This window comes from Streptococcus oralis, from assembly GCF_026782345.1.
Lineage (GTDB): Bacteria > Bacillota > Bacilli > Lactobacillales > Streptococcaceae > Streptococcus > Streptococcus oralis_CK.
In genome coordinates this window covers 132,160-152,102 of the sequence record NZ_JAKUWI010000003.1, presented here as the reverse complement: position 1 = coordinate 152,102, position 19,943 = coordinate 132,160, and the positions used below count along the sequence as shown (strand labels likewise).

The following is a 19,943-nucleotide window of genomic DNA, read 5'->3' as shown; positions in this document are numbered from 1 at the left end:
GGTATAATAGATGGAAGAATGAGGTTAGAAGAGATGATTTTTGATACGCACACACATTTAAATGTAGAAGAATTTGCAGGACGCGAGGCAGAAGAACTCGCCCTGGCTGCTGAGATGGGTGTGACACAGATGAATATTGTTGGTTTTGATAAGCCAACCATTGAGCGAGCCCTAGAGTTAGCAGATGAGTATGAGCAGCTCTACGCAACTATTGGCTGGCATCCGACGGAGGCAGGGACTTACACAGATGAGGTCGAAGCTTACTTGCTTGAAAAACTAAAACATCACAAGGTTGTTGCTTTAGGTGAGATTGGTCTGGACTACCATTGGATGACAGCACCTAAGGAAGTGCAGGAGCAGGTTTTTCGTCGTCAGATTCAGCTGTCTAAGGATTTGAATTTGCCTTTTGTGGTTCATACCCGTGATGCGCTGGAAGATACTTATGAGATTATCAAGAGTGAGGGCGTTGGTCTTCGTGGTGGAATTATGCATTCATTTTCAGGCTCTCTCGAGTGGGCTGAGAAATTTGTCGAGCTTGGTATGACCATTTCTTTCTCAGGAGTGGTGACTTTTAAAAAAGCTACGGATGTCCAAGAAGCTGCTAGAGAGCTTCCTTTAGACAAGATTTTGGTAGAGACAGATGCTCCCTACCTGGCTCCTGTTCCTAAACGTGGTCGTGAAAACAAAGCAGCCTATACTCGCTATGTGGTAGATTTTATCGCCGACCTGCGTGGGATGACGACTGAGGAGTTAGCCGCAGTAACAACTGCAAATGCGGAGCGTATCTTTGGATTGGACAGCAAGTGATGAAAGAAAAAATTTCCCAAGTCATTGTGGTCGAAGGTCGCGATGATACGGCCAATCTCAAACGTTACTTTGATGTAGAGACCTATGAAACACGAGGTTCCGCAATAAATGACCAGGATATAGAGCGGATTCGTCGCCTGCAGGAATTGCATGGAGTCATTGTCTTTACAGACCCAGATTTTAATGGGGAGCGCATTCGGCGCATGATTATGACGGCCATTCCAACGGTGCAGCATGCCTTTCTCAAGCGAGATGAGGCTGTTCCCAAATCCAAATCCAAGGGACGTTCTCTGGGAATCGAACACGCCAGCTATGAAGATCTAAAAACAGCGCTGGCTCAGGTGACAGAACAATTTGAAAACGAGAACGAGTTTGACATCAGTCGTGGTGACTTGATTCGCCTAGGTTTCCTAGCGGGAGCAGACAGCCGTAGGCGCCGAGAGTATTTAGGCGAACAGCTCCGCATCGGCTATTCCAACGGCAAGCAACTCCTCAAGCGTTTAGAGTTGTTTGGCGTAACCTTGGCAGAAGTGGAAGAAGCTATGGAAAGTTATGATAATAGCTAGATAGCCCAAAAATACAAAGGGAATGTGTTACAATAGAGGTACTTAGATTTATTTTGATAGCGTTCAAATAGAAACTTATAAGGACAGATCGAAATGAAAATACAAGTTGACAGAGAGTCTGTGTGTATGGGGGATGATGTACTGCCCCATGAGACAGAATTTGAGATTCCTGAAGATATGACGGTGAAAGAATTTTTTGACTTTCTAGAAAAGAAAGGTTATTTGCCGTCTGTTCAAGGAAATAATGTGGCCTGGGAACTCCGTAATCGGAATGGTGAACAAGGTGTTTATTTCACTAAAACAGGAGAGATTATCCATTCAGATGGAGTATTAAAAGAGATGTTGGAAGGAATTACGGAGACACCCTTATTTGTTTTGCTCTATCATTATACCCCGGAAGCATACTATATTAGTAAAGATAATAAATGAGAATTGCAGATGATGTCCTGACCGAGGTTGAACTGGTCATGTATTGTTATCGTCCCTTGGTGCTTTTATGAAACATCTTTTTAAATGAAGTCTAGGTTTTCGATTGGGCATGAAAAATTGGAAACTTTATAGTTTTATCTACATCCTACTTGAACCACTAACCTTTTTCAAAGATTGTGAAAGGAAATGATATGGCAAATAGAAGTTATATTTACTTAAAAAACGGAGATGAAGCCCGTATTCTAACAGAGGGAATTTACACAATACCCTATTTTTGGCAATTGTTTTGGGATGAAGAAGATTTAAAAGCTCCGATTGCTCTCTGGAAAACAGCAGAAAAACTGGAAGAAGATGAAGAGCAAGCAGAAAGATTTTACCAAGAGCAGAATGTAGATATCTTGCTTTCTATTGAAAAATTCCAGCAGAATGCCCTCAAAAACCGATCTTTTTTAGAAGAGAATGCCCCGCAATCCGTGCAACTATATGATGACTTTGTCCGCTATATTCTTGCAAATGTCAAAGACGGTGATGTGCTCGGATTTGATCTTTTAGATGTTGTTTTTATGGACCAAGTGTCTGTTGTTTCTGATAAACTGTTAAAAAATATACGAGCTATTCGGGAAAATCAACCCAAAGATTTAGATTTTTCTGTGACAGAAAAGAACTTAATTGGTCTTGCTATGGGCTTTCCTGATTATTATGCTTCAGAATTATTGCCAGAAGACAATATTGTAGATTCGGTTGCCTATCAGGATGAACTGAAGAAAATGAACCCCCAAGAAGATAAGAAAGTGCTAGGTACGACTGGAGCTGATTCAAAAGGGAACAAGTCTCGTGTTCTTTTAGTGTTTTGGATTTTGTTGGCACTAGTAATTATGTGGGTTTTATATATTATTTTTAGCTAATAAATAGAAAAGAGAATAAATGAGAATTGCAGATTATAGCGTGACTAAGGCAGTGCTGGAGCGTCACGGTTTTACCTTTAAAAAGTCCTTCGGGCAAAATTTCCTGACGGATACCAATATCCTTCAAAAAATTGTGGATACAGCTGAAATTGATGATCAGGTTAACGTTATCGAAATCGGGCCAGGGATTGGTGCCTTGACAGAATTTTTGGCTGAGCGTGCAGCTCAAGTCATGGCATTTGAGATCGACCACCGTTTGGTGCCAATTTTAGCAGATACTTTACATGATTTTGACAATGTAACAGTAGTCAACGAGGACATTCTCAAAGTTGACTTGGCGCAGCATATCAAGAATTTCAAAAATCCTGAATTGCCGATTAAGGTAGTTGCCAATTTGCCCTACTATATCACAACGCCTATTCTCATGCATTTAATCGAGAGTGGCATTCCTTTTAGTGAGTTTGTCGTCATGATGCAAAAAGAAGTGGCGGATCGCATCTCAGCACAGCCCAATACCAAAGCTTACGGTAGTTTGTCGATTGCTGTTCAATATTACATGACAGCCAAGGTTGCCTTCATCGTGCCTCGTACGGTCTTTGTGCCAGCCCCAAATGTGGACTCAGCCATTTTAAAAATGGTGCGCCGTCCAGAGCCGGCTGTAGCAGTGAAAGATGAGAACTTCTTCTTTAAGGTTTCCAAGGCTAGTTTTACCCATCGTCGCAAGACCTTATGGAACAACTTAACAGGCTACTTTGGGAAAACTGATGAAGTCAAGGATAAGCTGACCAAGGCTTTGGACCAGGCAGGCTTATCTCCATCTGTGCGTGGTGAAGCTCTCAGCTTAGCAGAATTTGCTAGCCTTTCAGATGCACTTAAAGGACAAGGACTCTAAGATGCAGGGACAAATTATTAAAGCCTTAGCAGGATTCTACTATGTAGAGAGTGATGGCCAAGTCTATCAGACACGTGCGCGTGGGAATTTCCGTAAAAAAGGTCACACACCCTATGTCGGAGACTGGGTAGATTTTTCTGCTGAGGAAAATTCCGAAGGTTATATCCTCAAGATCCACGAACGGAAAAATAGTCTGGTCCGTCCGCCTATTGTTAATATTGACCAAGCGGTGGTTATCATGTCGGTCAAGGAGCCGGATTTTAATAGCAATTTGTTGGATCGCTTCTTGGTTCTTTTGGAGCACAAGGGTATCCATCCCATCGTCTATATTTCTAAAATGGACTTGCTGGAAGATAGGGAAGAATTAAGTTTTTACCAACAAACCTATCGTGCCATTGGTTACGACTTTGTGACTAGTAAAGAAGAACTTTTGCCTTTGTTGACAGGAAAAGTGACGGTCTTTATGGGGCAGACAGGTGTTGGAAAATCAACCCTCCTCAATAAAATCGCACCAGACCTCAATCTTGAAACAGGAGAGATCTCAGACAGTCTAGGTCGTGGTCGCCATACCACTCGAGCTGTTAGTTTTTACAACCTCAATGGAGGTAAAATCGCAGACACGCCAGGCTTTTCATCACTGGATTATGAAGTGTCAACGGCTGAAGACCTCAATCAGGCCTTTCCAGAGATTGCCAGTGTCAGTCGAGATTGTAAGTTCCGTAGCTGTACCCATACTCATGAGCCTTCTTGTGCGGTCAAGCCAGCAGTAGAAGAGGGTATCATTGCAACCTTCCGTTTTGACAACTACCTGCAATTCCTTAGTGAGATTGAAAATCGCAGAGAAACCTATAAAAAAGTCAGCAAAAAAATTCTAAAATAAGGAGAAGCCTATGTCTCAATACAAGATTGCTCCGTCAATTCTGGCAGCAGATTATGCCAACTTTGAACGTGAAATCAAACGCCTAGAAGCAACTGGGGCAGAGTATGCCCATATCGATATCATGGATGGGCACTTTGTACCACAAATCAGTTTTGGTGCAGGTGTGGTTGAAGCTCTTCGCCCCCATAGCAAGATGGTCTTTGACTGCCACTTGATGGTATCAAATCCTGAGCATCATCTAGAAGACTTTGCGCGTGCAGGTGCAGACATCATCAGTATCCATGTAGAAGCAACATCTCATATCCATGGCGCCCTCCAAAAAATTCGTTCGCTCGGTGTCAAACCTTCGGTTGTTATCAATCCTGGTACGCCTGTGGAGGCGATTAAGCATGTCCTTCACCTAGTTGACCAAGTCTTGGTCATGACAGTGAATCCTGGATTTGGAGGACAAGCCTTTCTGCCTGAAACCATGGACAAGGTTCGTGAGTTGGTTGCCCTTCGTGAGGAAAAAGGTTTGAACTTTGAGATCGAAGTCGATGGTGGGATTGATGATCAAACCATTTCTCAGGCTAAAGAAGCTGGTGCGACCGTTTTTGTAGCGGGGTCTTATGTCTTTAAGGGAGATGTCAATGAACGAGTGCAAACTCTCAGAAAACAATTGGACTAGGGTTGCCATTTTTGCCGGCGGAGATCGCGGTCATTATCGGACGGATTTTGATTGTTTTGTCGGTGTGGATCGCGGTTCGCTCTGGGTCTTGGAAGAAGATCTGCCTCTCACTCTAGCAGTTGGGGATTTTGATTCGGTGACTGCAGACGAACGTCAGTTGATTCAAAAACGTGCCCAACATTTTGTTCAAGCCCAGCCAGAAAAGGATGATACAGATCTGGAATTGGCTCTCTTGACCATCTTTGAGCAAAATTCTCAGGCTCAGGTGACTATTTTTGGGGCTTTGGGTGGTCGTATTGACCATATGCTGGCTAATGTCTTTCTGCCTAGCAATCCCAAGTTGGCACCCTATATGCGTCAGATAGCGATTGAGGATGGGCAAAACTTGATTGCATATTGTCCAGAAGGGACCAGTCAACTTGAACCACGTTCGGACTACGATTATCTAGCTTTTATGCCAGTTCGGGATAGCCAGCTGACTATTCTTGGTGCCAAGTATGAGTTGACAGAGGAAAATTTTTTCTTTAAAAAAGTGTACGCTTCTAACGAATATATAGATAGGGAAGTTGCGGTAACTTGCCCAGATGGTTATGTCGTCGTGCTGCATAGCAAGGACAGGAGGTAGGATGGAGACTGTATTATTACTATTATTAATTGTCAACCTAGCTGGACTCTTTCTGATTTGGCAAAGGCAGGATAAGCAAGACAAGTACCTAGCCAAGAGCTTGGAGGATCAGGCAGACAATCTTTCAGATCAACTGGATTATCGCTTTGAACAAGCCAGACAAGCCAGTCAGTTAGACCAAAAAGACTTGGAAGTGGCTGTCAGCGACCGTTTGCAGGAGGTGCGAATGGAGTTGCACCAAGGCTTGACTCAAGTTAGACAGGAGATGAACGAGAATCTCCTTCAAACTAGAGATAAGACCGACCAACGTCTCCAAGCCTTGCAGGAGTCCAATGAGCAACGCTTGGAACAAATGCGCCAGACAGTCGAGGAAAAGTTGGAAAAGACCTTGCAAACGCGCTTGCAGGCTTCCTTCGAGACAGTTTCTAAGCAACTGGAGTCGGTCAATCGTGGTCTTGGAGAGATGCAGACAGTTGCCCGCGATGTTGGCGCTCTTAACAAGGTTCTCTCTGGGACCAAGACGCGAGGGATTCTGGGAGAATTGCAACTGGGGCAAATCATCGAAGACATCATGACGCCTGCCCAGTACGAACGAGAATTTGCAACGGTTGAAAACTCCAGCGAGCGAGTAGAGTATGCCATCAAACTGCCCGGACAGGGTGGCCAGGAATATGTCTATTTGCCGATTGACTCCAAGTTTCCACTGGCGGATTATTACCGCTTAGAAGAAGCTTATGAAGCAGGCGATAAGGACGAGATTGAACGTTGTCGCAAGTCACTCCTAGCTAGCGTCAAGCGCTTTGCCAAGGATATCAAGAGCAAGTACATAGCGCCACCTCGGACGACTAATTTTGGGGTTTTGTTTGTTCCGACAGAAGGACTTTACTCAGAGATTGTTCGCAATCCGGTCTTCTTTGATGATTTGAGACGGGAGGAGCAGATTATTGTTGCTGGTCCAAGTACCCTATCAGCCCTGCTTAACTCTCTATCAGTTGGCTTCAAGACTCTCAATATCCAAAAGAGTGCTGACCATATCAGCAAGACTCTTGCCAGCGTCAAGACTGAGTTTGGCAAGTTCGGAGGCATTCTGGTCAAGGCGCAAAAGCATCTCCAACATGCCTCTGGCAATATTGATGAATTATTAAACCGTCGTACCACAGCTATCGAGCGGACGCTCCGTCACATTGAATTATCAGAAGGTGAGCCTGCGCTTGATCTACTCCATTTCCAAGAAGATGAGGAAGAATATGAAGATTAGTCACATGAAAAAAGATGAGCTGTTTGAAGGTTTTTACCTGATCAAATCAGCTGACCTGAGACAGACGCGTGCTGGGAAAAACTACCTAGCCTTTACCTTCCAAGACGATAGTGGCGAGATTGAAGGGAAACTTTGGGATGCCCAACCTCATAACGTTGAGGCCTTTACCGCTGGGAAAGTAGTCCACATGCAGGGACGTCGAGAAGTTTATAACAACACTCCTCAAGTTAATCAAATCACGCTTCGCTTGCCTCAGCCTGGGGAACCCAATGATCCAGCTGACTTCAAGGTCAAGTCACCAGTCGATGTCAAGGAAATCCGTGACTACATGTCGCAAATGATTTTCAAGATTGAAAATCCTGTCTGGCAGCGTATCGTTCGCAGTCTCTACACCAAGTATGATAAGGAATTCTACTCCTATCCAGCTGCCAAGACCAACCACCATGCCTTTGAAACAGGTTTAGCCTATCATACAGCAACCATGGTGCGCTTGGCAGATGCCATTAGTGAGATCTATCCTCAGCTCAACAAGAGCCTGCTCTATGCTGGGATTATGCTGCATGATTTGGCCAAAGTCATTGAGTTGACGGGACCAGACCAGACGGAGTACACAGTTCGAGGCAATCTCCTTGGGCATATCGCCCTGATCGATAGTGAAATTACCAAGACAGTCATGGAACTCGGCATCGATGATACTAGGGAAGAAGTGGTGCTACTGCGCCATGTCATCCTCAGTCACCATGGCTTACTGGAGTATGGAAGCCCGGTTCGTCCACGTATCATGGAGGCAGAGATTATCCATATGATTGACAATCTAGATGCCAGCATGATGATGATGTCAACAGCTCTAGCTTTGGTGGACAAAGGAGAGATGACCAATAAAATCTTCGCTATGGACAATCGTTCCTTCTATAAACCAGATTTAGATTAATAATTTAAGAAAAACGAGCATTTTTTACGCAATAATGTTCGTTTTTTTATGTGAATATGGTATAATGGATAAAATATCAAAATTAAATGGAATGGTAAATAAAAATGAAATTAAGAAGAAGTGATCGGATGGTTGTCATTTCCAACTATTTGATTAATAATCCATACAAACTAACAAGTCTCAACACCTTTGCAGAAAAGTACGAATCTGCTAAATCATCGATTTCAGAGGACATCGTGATTATCAAGCGTGCCTTTGAGGAAATCGAAATCGGCCATATTCAGACTGTGACTGGAGCAGGTGGTGGCGTTATCTTTACACCATCAATCTCGAGTCATGAAGCCAAAGAAATGATCGCAGATTTGCGTGACAAACTTTCAGAAAGCGACCGTATCTTGCCAGGTGGCTACATCTACCTGTCTGATTTGCTCAGTACACCTGCCATTTTGAAAAATATTGGGCGCATCATTGCCAAGAGCTTTATGGACCAAAAAATCGATGCCGTTATGACAGTAGCAACAAAAGGGGTTCCGCTCGCAAATGCAGTTGCCAATGTCCTCAATGTTCCATTTGTCATTGTGCGTCGTGATTTGAAAATCACTGAAGGTTCAACTGTCAGCGTCAACTACGTATCAGGTTCAAGTGGAGACCGTATCGAGAAAATGTTCCTTTCAAAACGCAGCCTCAAAGCAGGCAGTCGTGTCTTGATTGTGGATGACTTCTTGAAAGGCGGCGGAACTGTCAATGGGATGATTAGTCTCTTACGTGAGTTCGACTCTGAACTAGCTGGTGTCGCAGTCTTTGCAGACAATGCCCAAGAAGAACGTGAAAAGCAGTTCGATTACAAGTCACTCTTGAAAGTAACCAATATTGATGTCAAGAACCAATCCATCGATGTCGAGATTGGAAATATCTTTGACGAAGACAAATAAGAGATAGAACTAAAGGTTGGAACGATTGTCCCAGCCTTTCTTTGCAAACAGAATAGAAGGAAGCTTATGAAAACACCATTTATCAGCCGAGAAGATTTAGAAACAATTGTTGCAGAGTTCCCGACTCCCTTTCACTTGTACGACGAGAAGGGGATTCGCGAAAAAGCAAGAGCAGTCAACAAAGCCTTTTCCTGGAACAAGGGCTTTAAAGAATATTTTGCAGTCAAGGCCACTCCAACTCCAGCCATCTTGAAAATTCTCCAAGAGGAAGGTTGCGGTGTGGACTGTTCTAGTTACGTGGAGCTTTTGATGAGCCATAAACTGAATTTCCCCGGTTCTGAAATCATGTTCTCTTCAAACAACACGCCAGACAAGGAATATGCCTATGCGCGTGAATTGGGCGCAACCATTAACTTGGATGCCTTTGAAGATATTGAACATTTAGAGCGTGCAGCAGGCATTCCAGAAATCATCTCCTGTCGTTACAATCCTGGTGGCGTTTTTGAGCTAGGAACAGATATCATGGACAATCCTGGAGAAGCCAAGTTTGGCATGACCAAGGACCAGCTTTTTGAAGCCTTTGCGATTTTGAAGGAAAAAGGAGCCAAGACTTTTGGGATTCACTCTTTCCTAGCATCCAATACTGTCACCCATCTCTACTACCCAGAGTTGGCGCGTCAGCTCTTTGAATTGGCTGTTGAAATCAAGGAAAAGTTGGGTATTCCACTAGACTTTATCAATCTTTCCGGCGGAATCGGAGTCAATTACCGTCCAGATCAGGAGCCAAATGACATTGCTGTGATTGGTGAGGGAGTTCGTAAGGTTTATGAGGAAGTCCTCACGCCAGCAGGTCTTGGTCAGGTTAAGATTTTCACCGAATTGGGTCGCTTTATGTTAGCCCCTCATGGAGCTCTCGTCACAAGAGTCACTCATAAGAAAAAAACCTATCGTACCTATCTGGGTGTGGACGCCTCAGCAGTCAACCTCATGCGCCCAGCCATGTATGGGGCCTACCACCATATCACTAATCTTACTCATCCAGACGGCCCTGTTGAGGTGGTAGATGTGGTCGGTTCACTCTGTGAAAACAATGATAAATTTGCCATTAATCGCGAACTACCTCATACAGAAATCGGTGATTTGCTGGTAATTCATGATACAGGTGCACATGGATTCTCCATGGGTTACCAGTACAATGCCAAACTACGCTCGGCAGAAATCCTCTATACTGAAGAAGGTAAAGCCCGCCAAATCCGCCGTGCAGAGCGCCCTGAGGACTATTTTGCAACCTTGTATGGTTTTGATTTTGAATCGGATCATTAAAAGAAATTGAAAATGAAAGTGAAAAACAGATTGCTTTCTAAAAAATAGACAAAAAAACCTTGTTTTTCACCTTACTCGTGATATAATAAAACTATAAAACGGTTTCAAGGAAGGTGACGATATGTCTGAAGAAACAATTGACTATGGACAAGTGACAGGAATGGTGCATTCGACAGAGAGTTTTGGGGCGGTAGATGGCCCTGGGATTCGGTTTATTGTCTTTTTGCAGGGCTGTCAGATGCGTTGCCAGTACTGCCATAACCCCGATACATGGGCTATGGAGACCAATAAATCACGAAGACGGACAGTAGACGATGTTTTGTCAGAAGCCCTTCGCTACCGTGGTTTCTGGGGAGACAAGGGAGGAATCACTGTCAGTGGAGGAGAAGCCCTCTTGCAGATTGATTTCTTGATTGCCCTTTTTACCAAGGCCAAGGAAAAAGGAATCCACTGTACCTTGGATACCTGTGCCCTTCCGTTCCGTAATAAACCACGTTATCTCGAAAAGTTTAATAAACTCATGGCTGTGACAGATTTGGTTCTCTTGGATATCAAGGAGATCAACGACGAACAACACAGGATTGTTACCAGCCAAACCAATAAAAACATCTTGGCCTGTGCAAAATATCTATCAGATATTGGGAAGCCTGTGTGGATTCGCCATGTGCTGGTTCCAGGCTTGACAGACAGAGATGAGGACTTGATTGAACTCGGTAAATTCGTCAAAACCCTCAAAAACGTTGATAAGTTTGAAATCCTACCTTATCACACTATGGGAGAATTCAAGTGGCGTGAACTTGGAATTCCATACTCACTTGAAGGGGTAAAACCACCAACAGCAGATCGTGTCAAGAATGCCAAAAAACTCATGGACACAGAAAGCTATCAAGACTATATGAAGCGTGTACATGGATAAAAAGAAGCCTGGTGGGAACATCAGGCTTTTGTAATGCAAAAAGGCCTAGCCTTTCAGCTAAGCCGTTACCTTATTTTCTAGAATGTTGTTTACCAGCATTACGTTTTTTATGTTTCTTAGTAGTCGTAATTGCAGTTGCTTGGTTAGGGGTGACATCTTTTCGCCCGCCTGTAGTTGATGCTGAACTTGCTTTTGGTGGATTTTTGGCAAATTCTTCACGTACTTTTTGACGAAGTTTTGGACGAACAACATAGTTAACGATGAACTGTTGGAGAATCATCATGAAACCACCGACAACCCAGTAAAGTGTCACACTAGCTGGTGCGAAGAGGGAGAAGACGACAATCATGAGTGGGCTCATGTAAATCATTTTCTTGAGTTGATCTCTTTGCATCTCGTCTTCTACTCCGTGAAGTGAAAGGAGTGATTGGAGATAGTAGAGGATACCAGCGAAGGCGACAAGGATCATACTTGGGGAACCAAGATTGATACCCAAGAAGGTAGAGCTAGATACTCCATCAGTATACTGGGCTGCAAAGTAGATAGCAGAGAAGAAAGGCATCTGAATGAGGATAGGGAAGCATCCTACACCACCGAACATGCTGATGCCGTTTTCTTTTTGTGCAGCAAAGAGAGCCTGTTGTGCTTCTAGTTTTTCTTCTTGAGTTGTTGCCTCTTTAAGGCGTGTTTGATGTGGTTCAAGGACATGTTTGAGGGCATTCATCTTTTCAGAGTGAAGCGTTGCCTTCCATGATTGGTAGATACCAAGTGGCAAGATAATCAAGCGCACGATAATGGTTACGATAATGATAGCCACACCAAAGCCTAGACCTTTATCAGTAGCGAAGTACTTGATAGCCTCTGCCATAGGCGATCCGATAGTGTTCCAGATAAAACCAGTAGGTTGTCCTGTTGCTTTGTCTACTTGGACACAGCCTGTCAAGACGAGTAGCATAGCCACTCCCATAGCAGAGAGGGTAAAACGTTTAATAGATTTCAATGTTTTCATTCCTTCTTTAAAAATTATACCTTTCTATTCTACTGTTTTTTTGTAAAATATACAATAGTTCTAGAGACCTAATTTGCGACTTTGAAGTCTGGATAGGATGAAAAGTTGCTCATTTGTACATCTAGATAGGTAACTTTTGAAAAGGGTGTCGGACCTTTTCGGATTTCTTGGATAAATTTTGCCATGGTGGCAGAAGAGTCTGCCTGAGCGAGAATTTCCACTGTGCCATCGTCATTATTCCAGACACGACCAGTGATGCCACCGATTTCAAGAGCTAAAGTATAAACACCCCAGCGAAAACCAACACCTTGCACCCTGCCTTGGGCAATCATTCTAACCTTTTGCATACCAAACCCCTTTGATTGTGTTATAATATTTCTATGACTATTATAACCTCAAAAGCCAATTCTGTGGTAAAAAATGCCAAGAAATTACATCAAAAAAAATATCGAAAGTCTGCTTACTTGATTGAGGGCTGGCACTTATTTGAAGAAGCTGTTCAAGCAGGAGTAACGATTGAGAAGATTTTTGCCTTAGAAAGTTACCGAGATCAGCTAGTCGCTTTTCCTCAAACTATCTGGGTTTCAGAGGAGATTTTGCTGGATTTGGCAGATACGCAAACTCCTCAAGGGATTGTTGCAGTGATTCAAAAAGAGGAAATAGGACTGCCTGATTTTCGTCAGGGTAAGTTTCTATTTTTAGAGGAAGTCCAAGATCCTGGTAATGTTGGCACCATGATTCGAACTGCGGATGCTGCAGGTTTTACAGGGGTTATTGTTTCAGATAAGTCAGCAGATATCTACAGTCTCAAGACCCTGCGTTCCATGCAAGGAAGTCATTTTCACTTGCCCATCTATCGGATGTCTCTTGCTTCCTTTATAGAAGAGACTAAGAAGACTGCTATGCCCATTCTGGCAACGACCTTATCGAGAGAGTCAAAGGATTATCGTGAGCTTTCTTCACTAGAGAACTTTGTTTTAGTCATGGGAAATGAAGGACAGGGGATTAGTCCTGCCATGGTTGAGAGTGCTGAGCAGCTGGTTCATATTGGCATGAAAGGTCGGGCAGAAAGTCTCAACGTGGCAGTTGCCGCAGGTATATTGATGTTTTATTTTAGCTGATTTATAAAATCTTTGTTATAATCAAGACATATTTATAGAGAAAAGGAGAATCAGAATGAATCAAACGATTATTCAAGAACGTTCAGGTCTCAATCAATTTTACGCTAAGGTTTATGCCTTTGTGGGACTTGGGATTGGTCTATCAGCTCTTGTGTCAGCTTTGATGTTGACAGTCTTTCAGTCCCAATTGGTCTACTTTTTAATGCATGGCCGTCTCTGGCTGATGGTTGCAACTTTTGCAGAACTTGCTCTAGTCTTTGTTGCAAGTAGCATGGCTGCGAAGAACAGCCCAGCAGCTCTCCCAGTATTTTTAGTTTATTCTGTTTTAAATGGATTTACGCTTAGTTTTGTCGTAGCCTTCTATACACCTGGGACCGTCTTATCAGCCTTTGTATCTAGTGCCCTTCTCTTCTTTGTCATGGCGGTAATCGGAATTTTCACCAAGAAAGATTTGAGTGGCATGGGACGAGCTTTGATGGCGGCGCTTGTCGGCCTCATCATTGCCATGGTTGTGAATCTATTTTTAGCCAATAGCTTCTTCGACTACATGATTAGTATTGCTATGGTTTTGGTTTTCTCAGGTTTGATTGCTTGGGACAACCAAAAGATTCGCTATGTTTATGAGCAGTCACGAGGACAAGTAGCGACAGGTTGGATCATCTCAATGGCACTCAGCATCTACCTAGACTTTATCAACCTCTTCCTTAGCATCTTACGAATCTTTGGTCGAAACGATTAATGAATGACAGAGTCAGTGTTCGAAAGAGCACTGACTTTTTCTCATTTACTCTTTTCTTTTCTTGGAAATAGGTGTATAATGCTTTTAACTAATTTTTGAGGAGCCGTTTATGAAGAAAAGTTTTATTCATCAGCAAGAAGAGATTTCCTTTGTCAAAAACACCTTTACCCAGTATTTGAAAGATAAGTTAGAAGTTGTTGAAGTTCAAGGTCCCATCTTGAGCAAGGTTGGTGATGGGATGCAGGACAACTTGTCCGGTGTCGAACATCCAGTATCCGTAAAGGTCTTGCAGATTCCAGATGAAACCTATGAAGTCGTTCACTCACTTGCCAAATGGAAGCGCCACACCTTAGCTCGTTTTGGTTTTGGAGAAGGTGAGGGTCTGTTTGTTCACATGAAGGCCCTTCGTCCAGACGAAGATTCGCTCGACGCGACCCACTCAGTTTATGTGGACCAGTGGGATTGGGAAAAAGTGATTCCAAATGGTCAACGCAATATCGCTTATCTTAAAGAAACAGTTGAAAAGATTTACAAGGCTATTCGTCTGACAGAGTTAGCCGTCGAAGCCCGCTACGATATCGAATCCATCTTGCCAAAACAAATCACCTTCATTCACACAGAAGAGTTGGTGGAACGCTATCCAGATCTAACACCGAAAGAGCGTGAAAATGCGATCTGTAAAGAGTTCGGTGCTGTCTTCTTGATTGGTATTGGTGGCGAGTTGCCTGATGGCAAACCTCATGACGGCCGCGCACCTGACTACGATGACTGGACAACAGAGTCTGAAAATGGCTACAAGGGGTTGAATGGCGATATTCTCGTTTGGAACGAATCTCTTGGTTGTGCCTTTGAACTTTCATCAATGGGGATTCGGGTAGATGAGGATACCCTTCGTCGCCAAGTGGCTCTTACCGGAGACGAAGATCGTCTTGAGCTGGAATGGCATAAAGCTCTGCTTAACGGCCTTTTCCCACTGACAATCGGTGGAGGGATCGGACAGTCTCGGATGGCCATGTTCCTTCTTCGTAAGAAACACATCGGAGAAGTTCAGACCAGTGTCTGGCCTCAAGAAGTTCGCGATACGTACGAAAATATTTTGTAGAGAATCGAACCGCAAGGTTCGGTTTTCTTTCTCTTTTTGCCTATAATTTGGTATAATAAACGGTATGAAAATCGTATCAGGAATCTACGGAGGGCGTCCCCTCAAGACGCTAGAAGGCAAGACGACGAGGCCGACATCGGATAAGGTGCGTGGAGCTATCTTTAACATGATAGGTCCCTATTTTGAGGGTGGTCGTGTTTTGGATCTCTATGCTGGCAGTGGCGGTCTGTCTATTGAAGCTGTGTCAAGAGGGATGTCCCATGCAGTCTTAGTGGAACGGGATCGAAAGGCACAAGCTGTCATCGCTGAAAATATCCAAATGACCAAGGAAGTTTCCAAATTTCAGCTCTTAAAGATGGAGGCTGAACGGGCCTTGGAGCAAGTGAAAGGTCCCTTTGACCTGGTCTTTTTAGACCCTCCCTATGCCAAGGAACAAATCGTTGCAGATATCGAAAAAATGGCAGAAAGAAACCTTTTCTCTGAAGAGATCATGGTTGTCTGTGAAACCGATAAGTCTGTAGAACTTCCAGAAGAAATCGCCTGCTTAGGCATCTGGAAGGAAAAAATATATGGGATTAGTAAGGTGACAGTCTATGTCAGATAAAATTGGATTATTTACAGGTTCATTTGATCCGATGACAAATGGACATCTGGATATCATTGAACGTGCCAGCAGACTCTTTGATAAGCTTTATGTCGGGGTGTTCTACAATCCCCACAAACAAGGCTTTCTCCCTGTTGAAAATCGCAAACGGGCAGTCGAAAAAGCTGTGGCGCATTTAGATAATGTAGAGGTGCTTTCTTCTCATGACCAACTGGTCGTCGATGTTGCAAGAAGACTGGGGGCTAAAACCCTTGTCCGTGGCTTGCGGAATGCCACCGACTTGCAATACGAGTCTAGCTTTGACTACTACAATCATCAACTGGCTCCAGAAATCGAAACCATTTACTTATATAGTCGCCAGGAGCATCTTTATATCAGCTCTTCGGCCGTGAGAGAACTTCTGAGGTTTGGTCAGGAGATTCAGCAATATGTCCCAAACAGTGTTGTGGAGGAATTAGAACATGAAGAAAAAAACTAGATGGCCCTTATATGTCATCCTAGCACTAGTATTGACTTTTTTAGCCTTTGTAGTACCTTTACCTTACTACATAGAAGTTCCAGGTGGAGCGGAAGATATTCGTCGCGTTTTGAAAGTCAATGAAACAGAAGACACAGAAGCAGGAGCTTACCAGTTTGTAACAGTCGGCATTCGACATGCAACCCTGTCGCATCTTGTCTATGCTTGGTTAACACCTTTCACGGATATTAGAAGTGCCAAGGAGACTACGGGTGGCTCTACTGATGCAGAATTTATGCGGATCAATCAGTTCTATATGCAAACTTCTCAAAACATGGCCAAGTATCAAGGATTGAAGACGGCTGGAAAGAATATCGAACTCAAGTATTTGGGAGTTTATGTCTTAACCGTGACAGATAATTCAACTTTTAAGGGTATTCTGAACATTGCGGATACCGTGACGGCTGTTAATGATAAGACTTTTGATAGTTCCAAGGACTTGGTCGATTATGTCAATTCTCAACAATTAGGGGACACGGTCAAGGTGACCTATGAAGAAGACGGAAAAGTCAAGTCTGCAGAAGGTAAAATTATCACTCTCGAAAACGGGAAAAATGGGATTGGGATTGGCTTGATTGACCGTACGGAAGTGACCAGTGACGTTCCAATTCATTTTTCAACAGCAGGTATCGGGGGGCCAAGTGCCGGTCTTATGTTTAGTCTAGCTATTTACACCCAGATAGCAGATCCAGGACTTCGTAATGGCCGCATCGTTGCGGGAACGGGAACAATTGATCGCGATGGAAATGTTGGCGACATCGGTGGAATTGACAAAAAAGTAGTTGCAGCCTCTCGTCAGGGAGCCAACGTCTTTTTTGCCCCTGACAATCCAGTCACTGAGGAAGCAAAAAAAGCAGATCCAAATGCGAAAAGCAACTATGAAACAGCCTTAGAAGCTGCTAAAACGATCAAAACAGAGATGAAAATCGTTCCTGTTAAGACCCTGCAGGATGCGATTGATTACCTTAAAAACAATCCCTAATTTGTAGAAAAATCGAAAACTAGCGCGCAAGCGGATAAGATGGTATAATAGTCAAATGGTTCAATTATTATTCACTATAAGTAGTCATATACTCTTTATTTATTTGAGTTTTTACCTTTTAAAGGATCTTGTAAGATGGGAAAAGGTTTTAAAAGTGACCGCTACTAACACAAAAAAGGTTCGTTTGTTGGTCGGCTTCTTTAGTATTGTGATGGGCTACATCTTGAGTTCATTCTTTATCAGTTTGTACCAGCTGTGGCAAGAAGCGCTTAGAGGACTATTATAAAATCAAAAGTAAAGGAAACAACTATGGAAAAAATTGTGGTTCAAGGCGGAGATAATCGTCTGGTCGGGAGTGTGACAATCGAGGGAGCAAAGAATGCAGTCTTGCCCTTGTTGGCAGCGACTATTCTAGCAAGCAAGGGTAAGACAGTCTTGCAGAACGTCCCAATCTTGTCAGATGTTTTCACCATGAATCAAGTAGTTCGTGGTCTGAATGCCAAGGTGGACTTTGATGAGGAAGCTCATATTGTCGAGGTCGATGCGACTGGTGATATCACGGAGGAAGCTCCTTATAAATATGTCAGCAAGATGCGAGCATCCATCGTTGTCTTGGGACCAATCCTTGCTCGTGTAGGCCATGCCAAAGTTTCTATGCCAGGGGGGTGCACCATCGGGAGTCGTCCGATCGACCTCCACCTCAAAGGTTTGGAAGCTATGGGGGCAAAAATCACTCAGGCAGCTGGTTACATCGAAGCCAAGGCAGACCACTTGCATGGCGCTCATATCTACATGGACTTCCCTAGTGTCGGCGCAACACAAAACCTCATGATGGCAGCAACTCTAGCTGATGGTGTAACGGTCATTGAAAATGCTGCGCGTGAGCCAGAAATTGTTGATCTCGCTATCTTCCTTAATGAAATGGGAGCCAAGGTCAAGGGAGCTGGCACAGAAACAATCACCGTGATTGGTGTTGAGGACCTCCATGGTACGACTCATACTGTAGTACAGGACCGTATTGAAGCTGGAACCTTTATGGTAGCAGCAGCTATGACAGGTGGGGATGTTCTCGTTCGTGATGCAGTCTGGGAGCATAATCGTCCCTTGATTTCAAAACTACTTGAAATGGGCGTTGAAGTGACAGAGGAATCAGAAGGTATTCGTGTTCGTTCTCAACTTGAAAATCTCAAGGCTGTTCATGTAAAAACCTTGCCACATCCAGGATTTCCAACAGATATGCAGGCACAATTTACAGCTCTGATGACAGTTGCAAAAGGGGAATCAACCATGGTGGAAACGGTGTTTGAGAATCGCTTCCAACACTTGGAGGAAATGCGCCGTATGGGCTTGCATTCAGAGATTATCCGTGACACAGCTCGTATTGTAGGGGGGCAGGCTTTACAGGGGGCAGAAGTTTTATCAACGGACCTTCGCGCTAGTGCTGCTTTGATTTTGACAGGTTTGGTGGCGCAAGGAGAAACAGTTGTCGGTAAACTAGTCCACCTTGATAGAGGTTATTACCGCTTCCATGAGAAGTTAGCTCAGTTAGGGGCGAAGATTCAGCGAATTGAGGCAAATGATGAAGAATAAAAACTTACGCTATGTACTCCGTCGCCTACTGTTGATTTTTATCGTACTCTTGCTAGGTTTCCTTGCTTTAGGAATCGGCTTGATGGTTGGCTATGGCATCCTAGGAAAGGGACAGGATCCGTGGGCTATCTTGTCTCCGGCAAAGTGGCAGGAATTGATTAGCAAATTTACAGGAAATTAGACTGGGAGACCAGTCTTTTTCTAAAGGAATAAGGAGAAAAATGGACAAAAAAACAAGACAGACTTTGATAGGGTTACTTCTATTCTTACTCTTGGCTGCGGGAAGCTATTATATCAAGCAGATGCAATCGGCATCAAATAGCCCTCGAACTAAGGTTAGTCAGAAAAAACAAGCTTCAGAAGCTCCCAGTCAGGAGCTGGCTGAAAGTGTCTTAACTGAGTCGATAAAGAACCAAATCAAGGGGGATCTCGAGTGGAATGGAGCAGGGGCTTTTGTTGTCAATGGCAATAAAACCAATCTAGATGCCAAGGTTTCAAGCAAACCCTATGCGGATAATAAAACAAAGACAGTTGGAAAAGAAACAGTCCCGACTGTTGCCAATGCCATCTTATCCAAAACGACTCGGCAGTATAAGAATCGTGAAGAGACTGGAAATGGCTCCACCTCTTGGACGCCACCGGGATGGCATCAGGTCAAGAATCTAAAGGGGGCTTACACGCATGCTGTAGATAGAGGGCACCTGTTGGGCTATGCCTTGATAGGTGGTTTGGATGGCTTTGATGCCTCTACCAGCAATCCCAAGAATATTGCGGTCCAGACAGCTTGGGCAAACCAAGCGCAGGCTGAGGATTCGACAGGTCAGAACTACTATGAGAGTTTGGTCAGAAAAGCCTTGGACAAAAATAAGAGGGTCCGTTACCGCGTGACACTCCATTATGCGACAAATGAGGATCTAGTTCCATCCGCTTCACAAATCGAAGCCAAGTCTTCAGATGGCGAATTGGAATTCAACGTGCTAATCCCCAATGTTCAAAAGGGAATCCAGCTTGATTACCGAACAGGTCAAGTAACGGTGACAGATCAGAAACAATAGATACAATAAAACAGTTCCTTTGTCTTCTAGAGGCAGGGGAGTTGTTGTTTAAATGAAAAATAATGTGAATCCTGAAGAATTTTATGATATAAT

General features: G+C 43.7%; 25 protein-coding genes. 23 read left to right on the top strand and 2 right to left on the bottom strand.

All coding sequences use genetic code 11. The features are described 5' to 3' along the window. Positions 1-33 precede the first annotated feature (33 nt). The 13 genes from MK405_RS08115 to pflA all read left to right on the top strand — a co-directional run bounded on the left by MK405_RS08115 (position 34) and on the right by pflA (position 11,131). Positions 34-807, top strand: coding sequence for a TatD family hydrolase (locus MK405_RS08115; RefSeq protein ID WP_268704766.1), 774 nt, complete (start codon positions 34-36; stop codon positions 805-807). Beyond that, positions 807-1,373, top strand: coding sequence for a ribonuclease M5 (gene rnmV / locus MK405_RS08110; protein ID WP_268704754.1), 567 nt, complete (start codon positions 807-809; stop codon positions 1,371-1,373). The genes MK405_RS08115 and rnmV overlap by 1 nt, the downstream gene beginning before the upstream one ends. 93 nt (positions 1,374-1,466) lie before the next feature. Continuing rightward, positions 1,467-1,802, top strand: coding sequence for a hypothetical protein (locus MK405_RS08105; RefSeq protein ID WP_268704753.1), 336 nt, complete (start codon positions 1,467-1,469; stop codon positions 1,800-1,802). A 191-nt stretch (positions 1,803-1,993) separates the two neighbouring features. After that, positions 1,994-2,707, top strand: coding sequence for a dimethyladenosine transferase (locus MK405_RS08100; RefSeq protein WP_268704752.1), 714 nt, complete (start codon positions 1,994-1,996; stop codon positions 2,705-2,707). A 19-nt stretch (positions 2,708-2,726) separates the two neighbouring features. Continuing rightward, positions 2,727-3,599: a 16S rRNA (adenine(1518)-N(6)/adenine(1519)-N(6))-dimethyltransferase RsmA gene (gene rsmA, locus MK405_RS08095; RefSeq protein WP_221161223.1), complete on the top strand. Its 873-nt coding sequence runs from the start codon at positions 2,727-2,729 to the stop codon at positions 3,597-3,599. Position 3,600: 1 nt separating this feature from the next. Next, positions 3,601-4,479, top strand: a complete 879-nt coding sequence (gene rsgA, locus MK405_RS08090; protein ID WP_268704751.1) for a ribosome small subunit-dependent GTPase A — start codon at positions 3,601-3,603, stop codon at positions 4,477-4,479. 10 nt (positions 4,480-4,489) lie between these two features. Beyond that, a complete protein-coding gene (gene rpe / locus MK405_RS08085; RefSeq protein ID WP_268704750.1) occupies positions 4,490-5,146 on the top strand; it encodes a ribulose-phosphate 3-epimerase in 657 nt (218 codons plus the stop codon). Further along, positions 5,109-5,771, top strand: coding sequence for a thiamine diphosphokinase (locus tag MK405_RS08080; RefSeq protein WP_268704749.1), 663 nt, complete (start codon positions 5,109-5,111; stop codon positions 5,769-5,771). The genes rpe and MK405_RS08080 overlap by 38 nt, the downstream gene beginning before the upstream one ends. 1 nt (position 5,772) lies before the next feature. Further along, a complete protein-coding gene (locus MK405_RS08075; protein WP_268704748.1) occupies positions 5,773-7,029 on the top strand; it encodes a DNA recombination protein RmuC in 1,257 nt (418 codons plus the stop codon). Next, positions 7,019-7,960 carry a 3'-5' exoribonuclease YhaM family protein gene (locus MK405_RS08070; protein ID WP_000703210.1) on the top strand — a complete coding sequence of 314 codons (942 nt, stop codon included), beginning with the start codon at positions 7,019-7,021 and terminating at the stop codon, positions 7,958-7,960. Before MK405_RS08075 ends, MK405_RS08070 begins: the two co-directional genes overlap by 11 nt. A gap of 104 nt (positions 7,961-8,064) precedes the next feature. Then, the gene (gene purR / locus MK405_RS08065) at positions 8,065-8,892 is read left to right on the top strand and encodes a pur operon repressor (RefSeq protein ID WP_002874197.1); all 828 of its coding nucleotides are present in this window, start codon (positions 8,065-8,067) and stop codon (positions 8,890-8,892) included. A 66-nt stretch (positions 8,893-8,958) separates the two neighbouring features. Then, positions 8,959-10,215 carry a diaminopimelate decarboxylase gene (locus MK405_RS08060; RefSeq protein WP_268704747.1) on the top strand — a complete coding sequence of 419 codons (1,257 nt, stop codon included), beginning with the start codon at positions 8,959-8,961 and terminating at the stop codon, positions 10,213-10,215. Between the two features lie 121 nt (positions 10,216-10,336). After that, on the top strand, positions 10,337-11,131 hold the full coding sequence (gene pflA / locus MK405_RS08055; protein WP_001288284.1) for a pyruvate formate-lyase-activating protein: 795 nt from the start codon (positions 10,337-10,339) through the stop codon (positions 11,129-11,131). Between the two features lie 70 nt (positions 11,132-11,201). Here pflA and yidC read toward each other — a convergent pair whose 3' ends face one another. Continuing rightward, positions 11,202-12,131 carry a membrane protein insertase YidC gene (yidC, locus tag MK405_RS08050; protein ID WP_268704765.1) on the bottom strand — a complete coding sequence of 310 codons (930 nt, stop codon included), beginning with the start codon at positions 12,129-12,131 and terminating at the stop codon, positions 11,202-11,204. Positions 12,132-12,208: 77 nt separating this feature from the next. After that, entirely contained in the window at positions 12,209-12,487 is a 279-nt protein-coding gene (locus tag MK405_RS08045) for an acylphosphatase (protein ID WP_001174619.1), read from the bottom strand. A 33-nt stretch (positions 12,488-12,520) separates the two neighbouring features. Here MK405_RS08045 and MK405_RS08040 point away from each other — a divergent pair, with 33 nt between their 5' ends. The 10 genes from MK405_RS08040 to MK405_RS07995 all read left to right on the top strand — a co-directional run bounded on the left by MK405_RS08040 (position 12,521) and on the right by MK405_RS07995 (position 19,850). Beyond that, positions 12,521-13,261 (top strand): TrmH family RNA methyltransferase, encoded by a 741-nt coding sequence (locus MK405_RS08040; protein ID WP_084853067.1) that lies wholly within the window; start codon positions 12,521-12,523, stop codon positions 13,259-13,261. A gap of 55 nt (positions 13,262-13,316) precedes the next feature. Beyond that, positions 13,317-14,000, top strand: a complete 684-nt coding sequence (locus MK405_RS08035; RefSeq protein WP_084853066.1) for a Bax inhibitor-1/YccA family protein — start codon at positions 13,317-13,319, stop codon at positions 13,998-14,000. A gap of 109 nt (positions 14,001-14,109) precedes the next feature. Further along, positions 14,110-15,102, top strand: coding sequence for an aspartate--ammonia ligase (gene asnA / locus MK405_RS08030; RefSeq protein ID WP_000747987.1), 993 nt, complete (start codon positions 14,110-14,112; stop codon positions 15,100-15,102). Between the two features lie 64 nt (positions 15,103-15,166). After that, on the top strand, positions 15,167-15,706 hold the full coding sequence (gene rsmD / locus MK405_RS08025; RefSeq protein ID WP_268704746.1) for a 16S rRNA (guanine(966)-N(2))-methyltransferase RsmD: 540 nt from the start codon (positions 15,167-15,169) through the stop codon (positions 15,704-15,706). Continuing rightward, entirely contained in the window at positions 15,696-16,184 is a 489-nt protein-coding gene (gene coaD / locus MK405_RS08020; protein WP_268704745.1) for a pantetheine-phosphate adenylyltransferase, read from the top strand. Before rsmD ends, coaD begins: the two co-directional genes overlap by 11 nt. After that, positions 16,168-17,205, top strand: coding sequence for a SepM family pheromone-processing serine protease (locus MK405_RS08015; protein ID WP_268704744.1), 1,038 nt, complete (start codon positions 16,168-16,170; stop codon positions 17,203-17,205). The genes coaD and MK405_RS08015 overlap by 17 nt, the downstream gene beginning before the upstream one ends. Before the next feature lie 55 nt (positions 17,206-17,260). Continuing rightward, a complete protein-coding gene (locus MK405_RS08010) occupies positions 17,261-17,491 on the top strand; it encodes a DUF1146 family protein (RefSeq protein WP_071788301.1) in 231 nt (76 codons plus the stop codon). Between the two features lie 23 nt (positions 17,492-17,514). Further along, on the top strand, positions 17,515-18,795 hold the full coding sequence (gene murA / locus MK405_RS08005) for a UDP-N-acetylglucosamine 1-carboxyvinyltransferase (protein WP_000411909.1): 1,281 nt from the start codon (positions 17,515-17,517) through the stop codon (positions 18,793-18,795). Continuing rightward, positions 18,782-18,976 (top strand): DNA-directed RNA polymerase subunit beta, encoded by a 195-nt coding sequence (locus MK405_RS08000; RefSeq protein ID WP_000977280.1) that lies wholly within the window; start codon positions 18,782-18,784, stop codon positions 18,974-18,976. Before murA ends, MK405_RS08000 begins: the two co-directional genes overlap by 14 nt. A 40-nt stretch (positions 18,977-19,016) precedes the next feature. After that, the gene (locus MK405_RS07995; RefSeq protein WP_061598736.1) at positions 19,017-19,850 is read left to right on the top strand and encodes a DNA/RNA non-specific endonuclease; all 834 of its coding nucleotides are present in this window, start codon (positions 19,017-19,019) and stop codon (positions 19,848-19,850) included. The last annotated feature ends 93 nt before the right edge of the window (positions 19,851-19,943 follow it).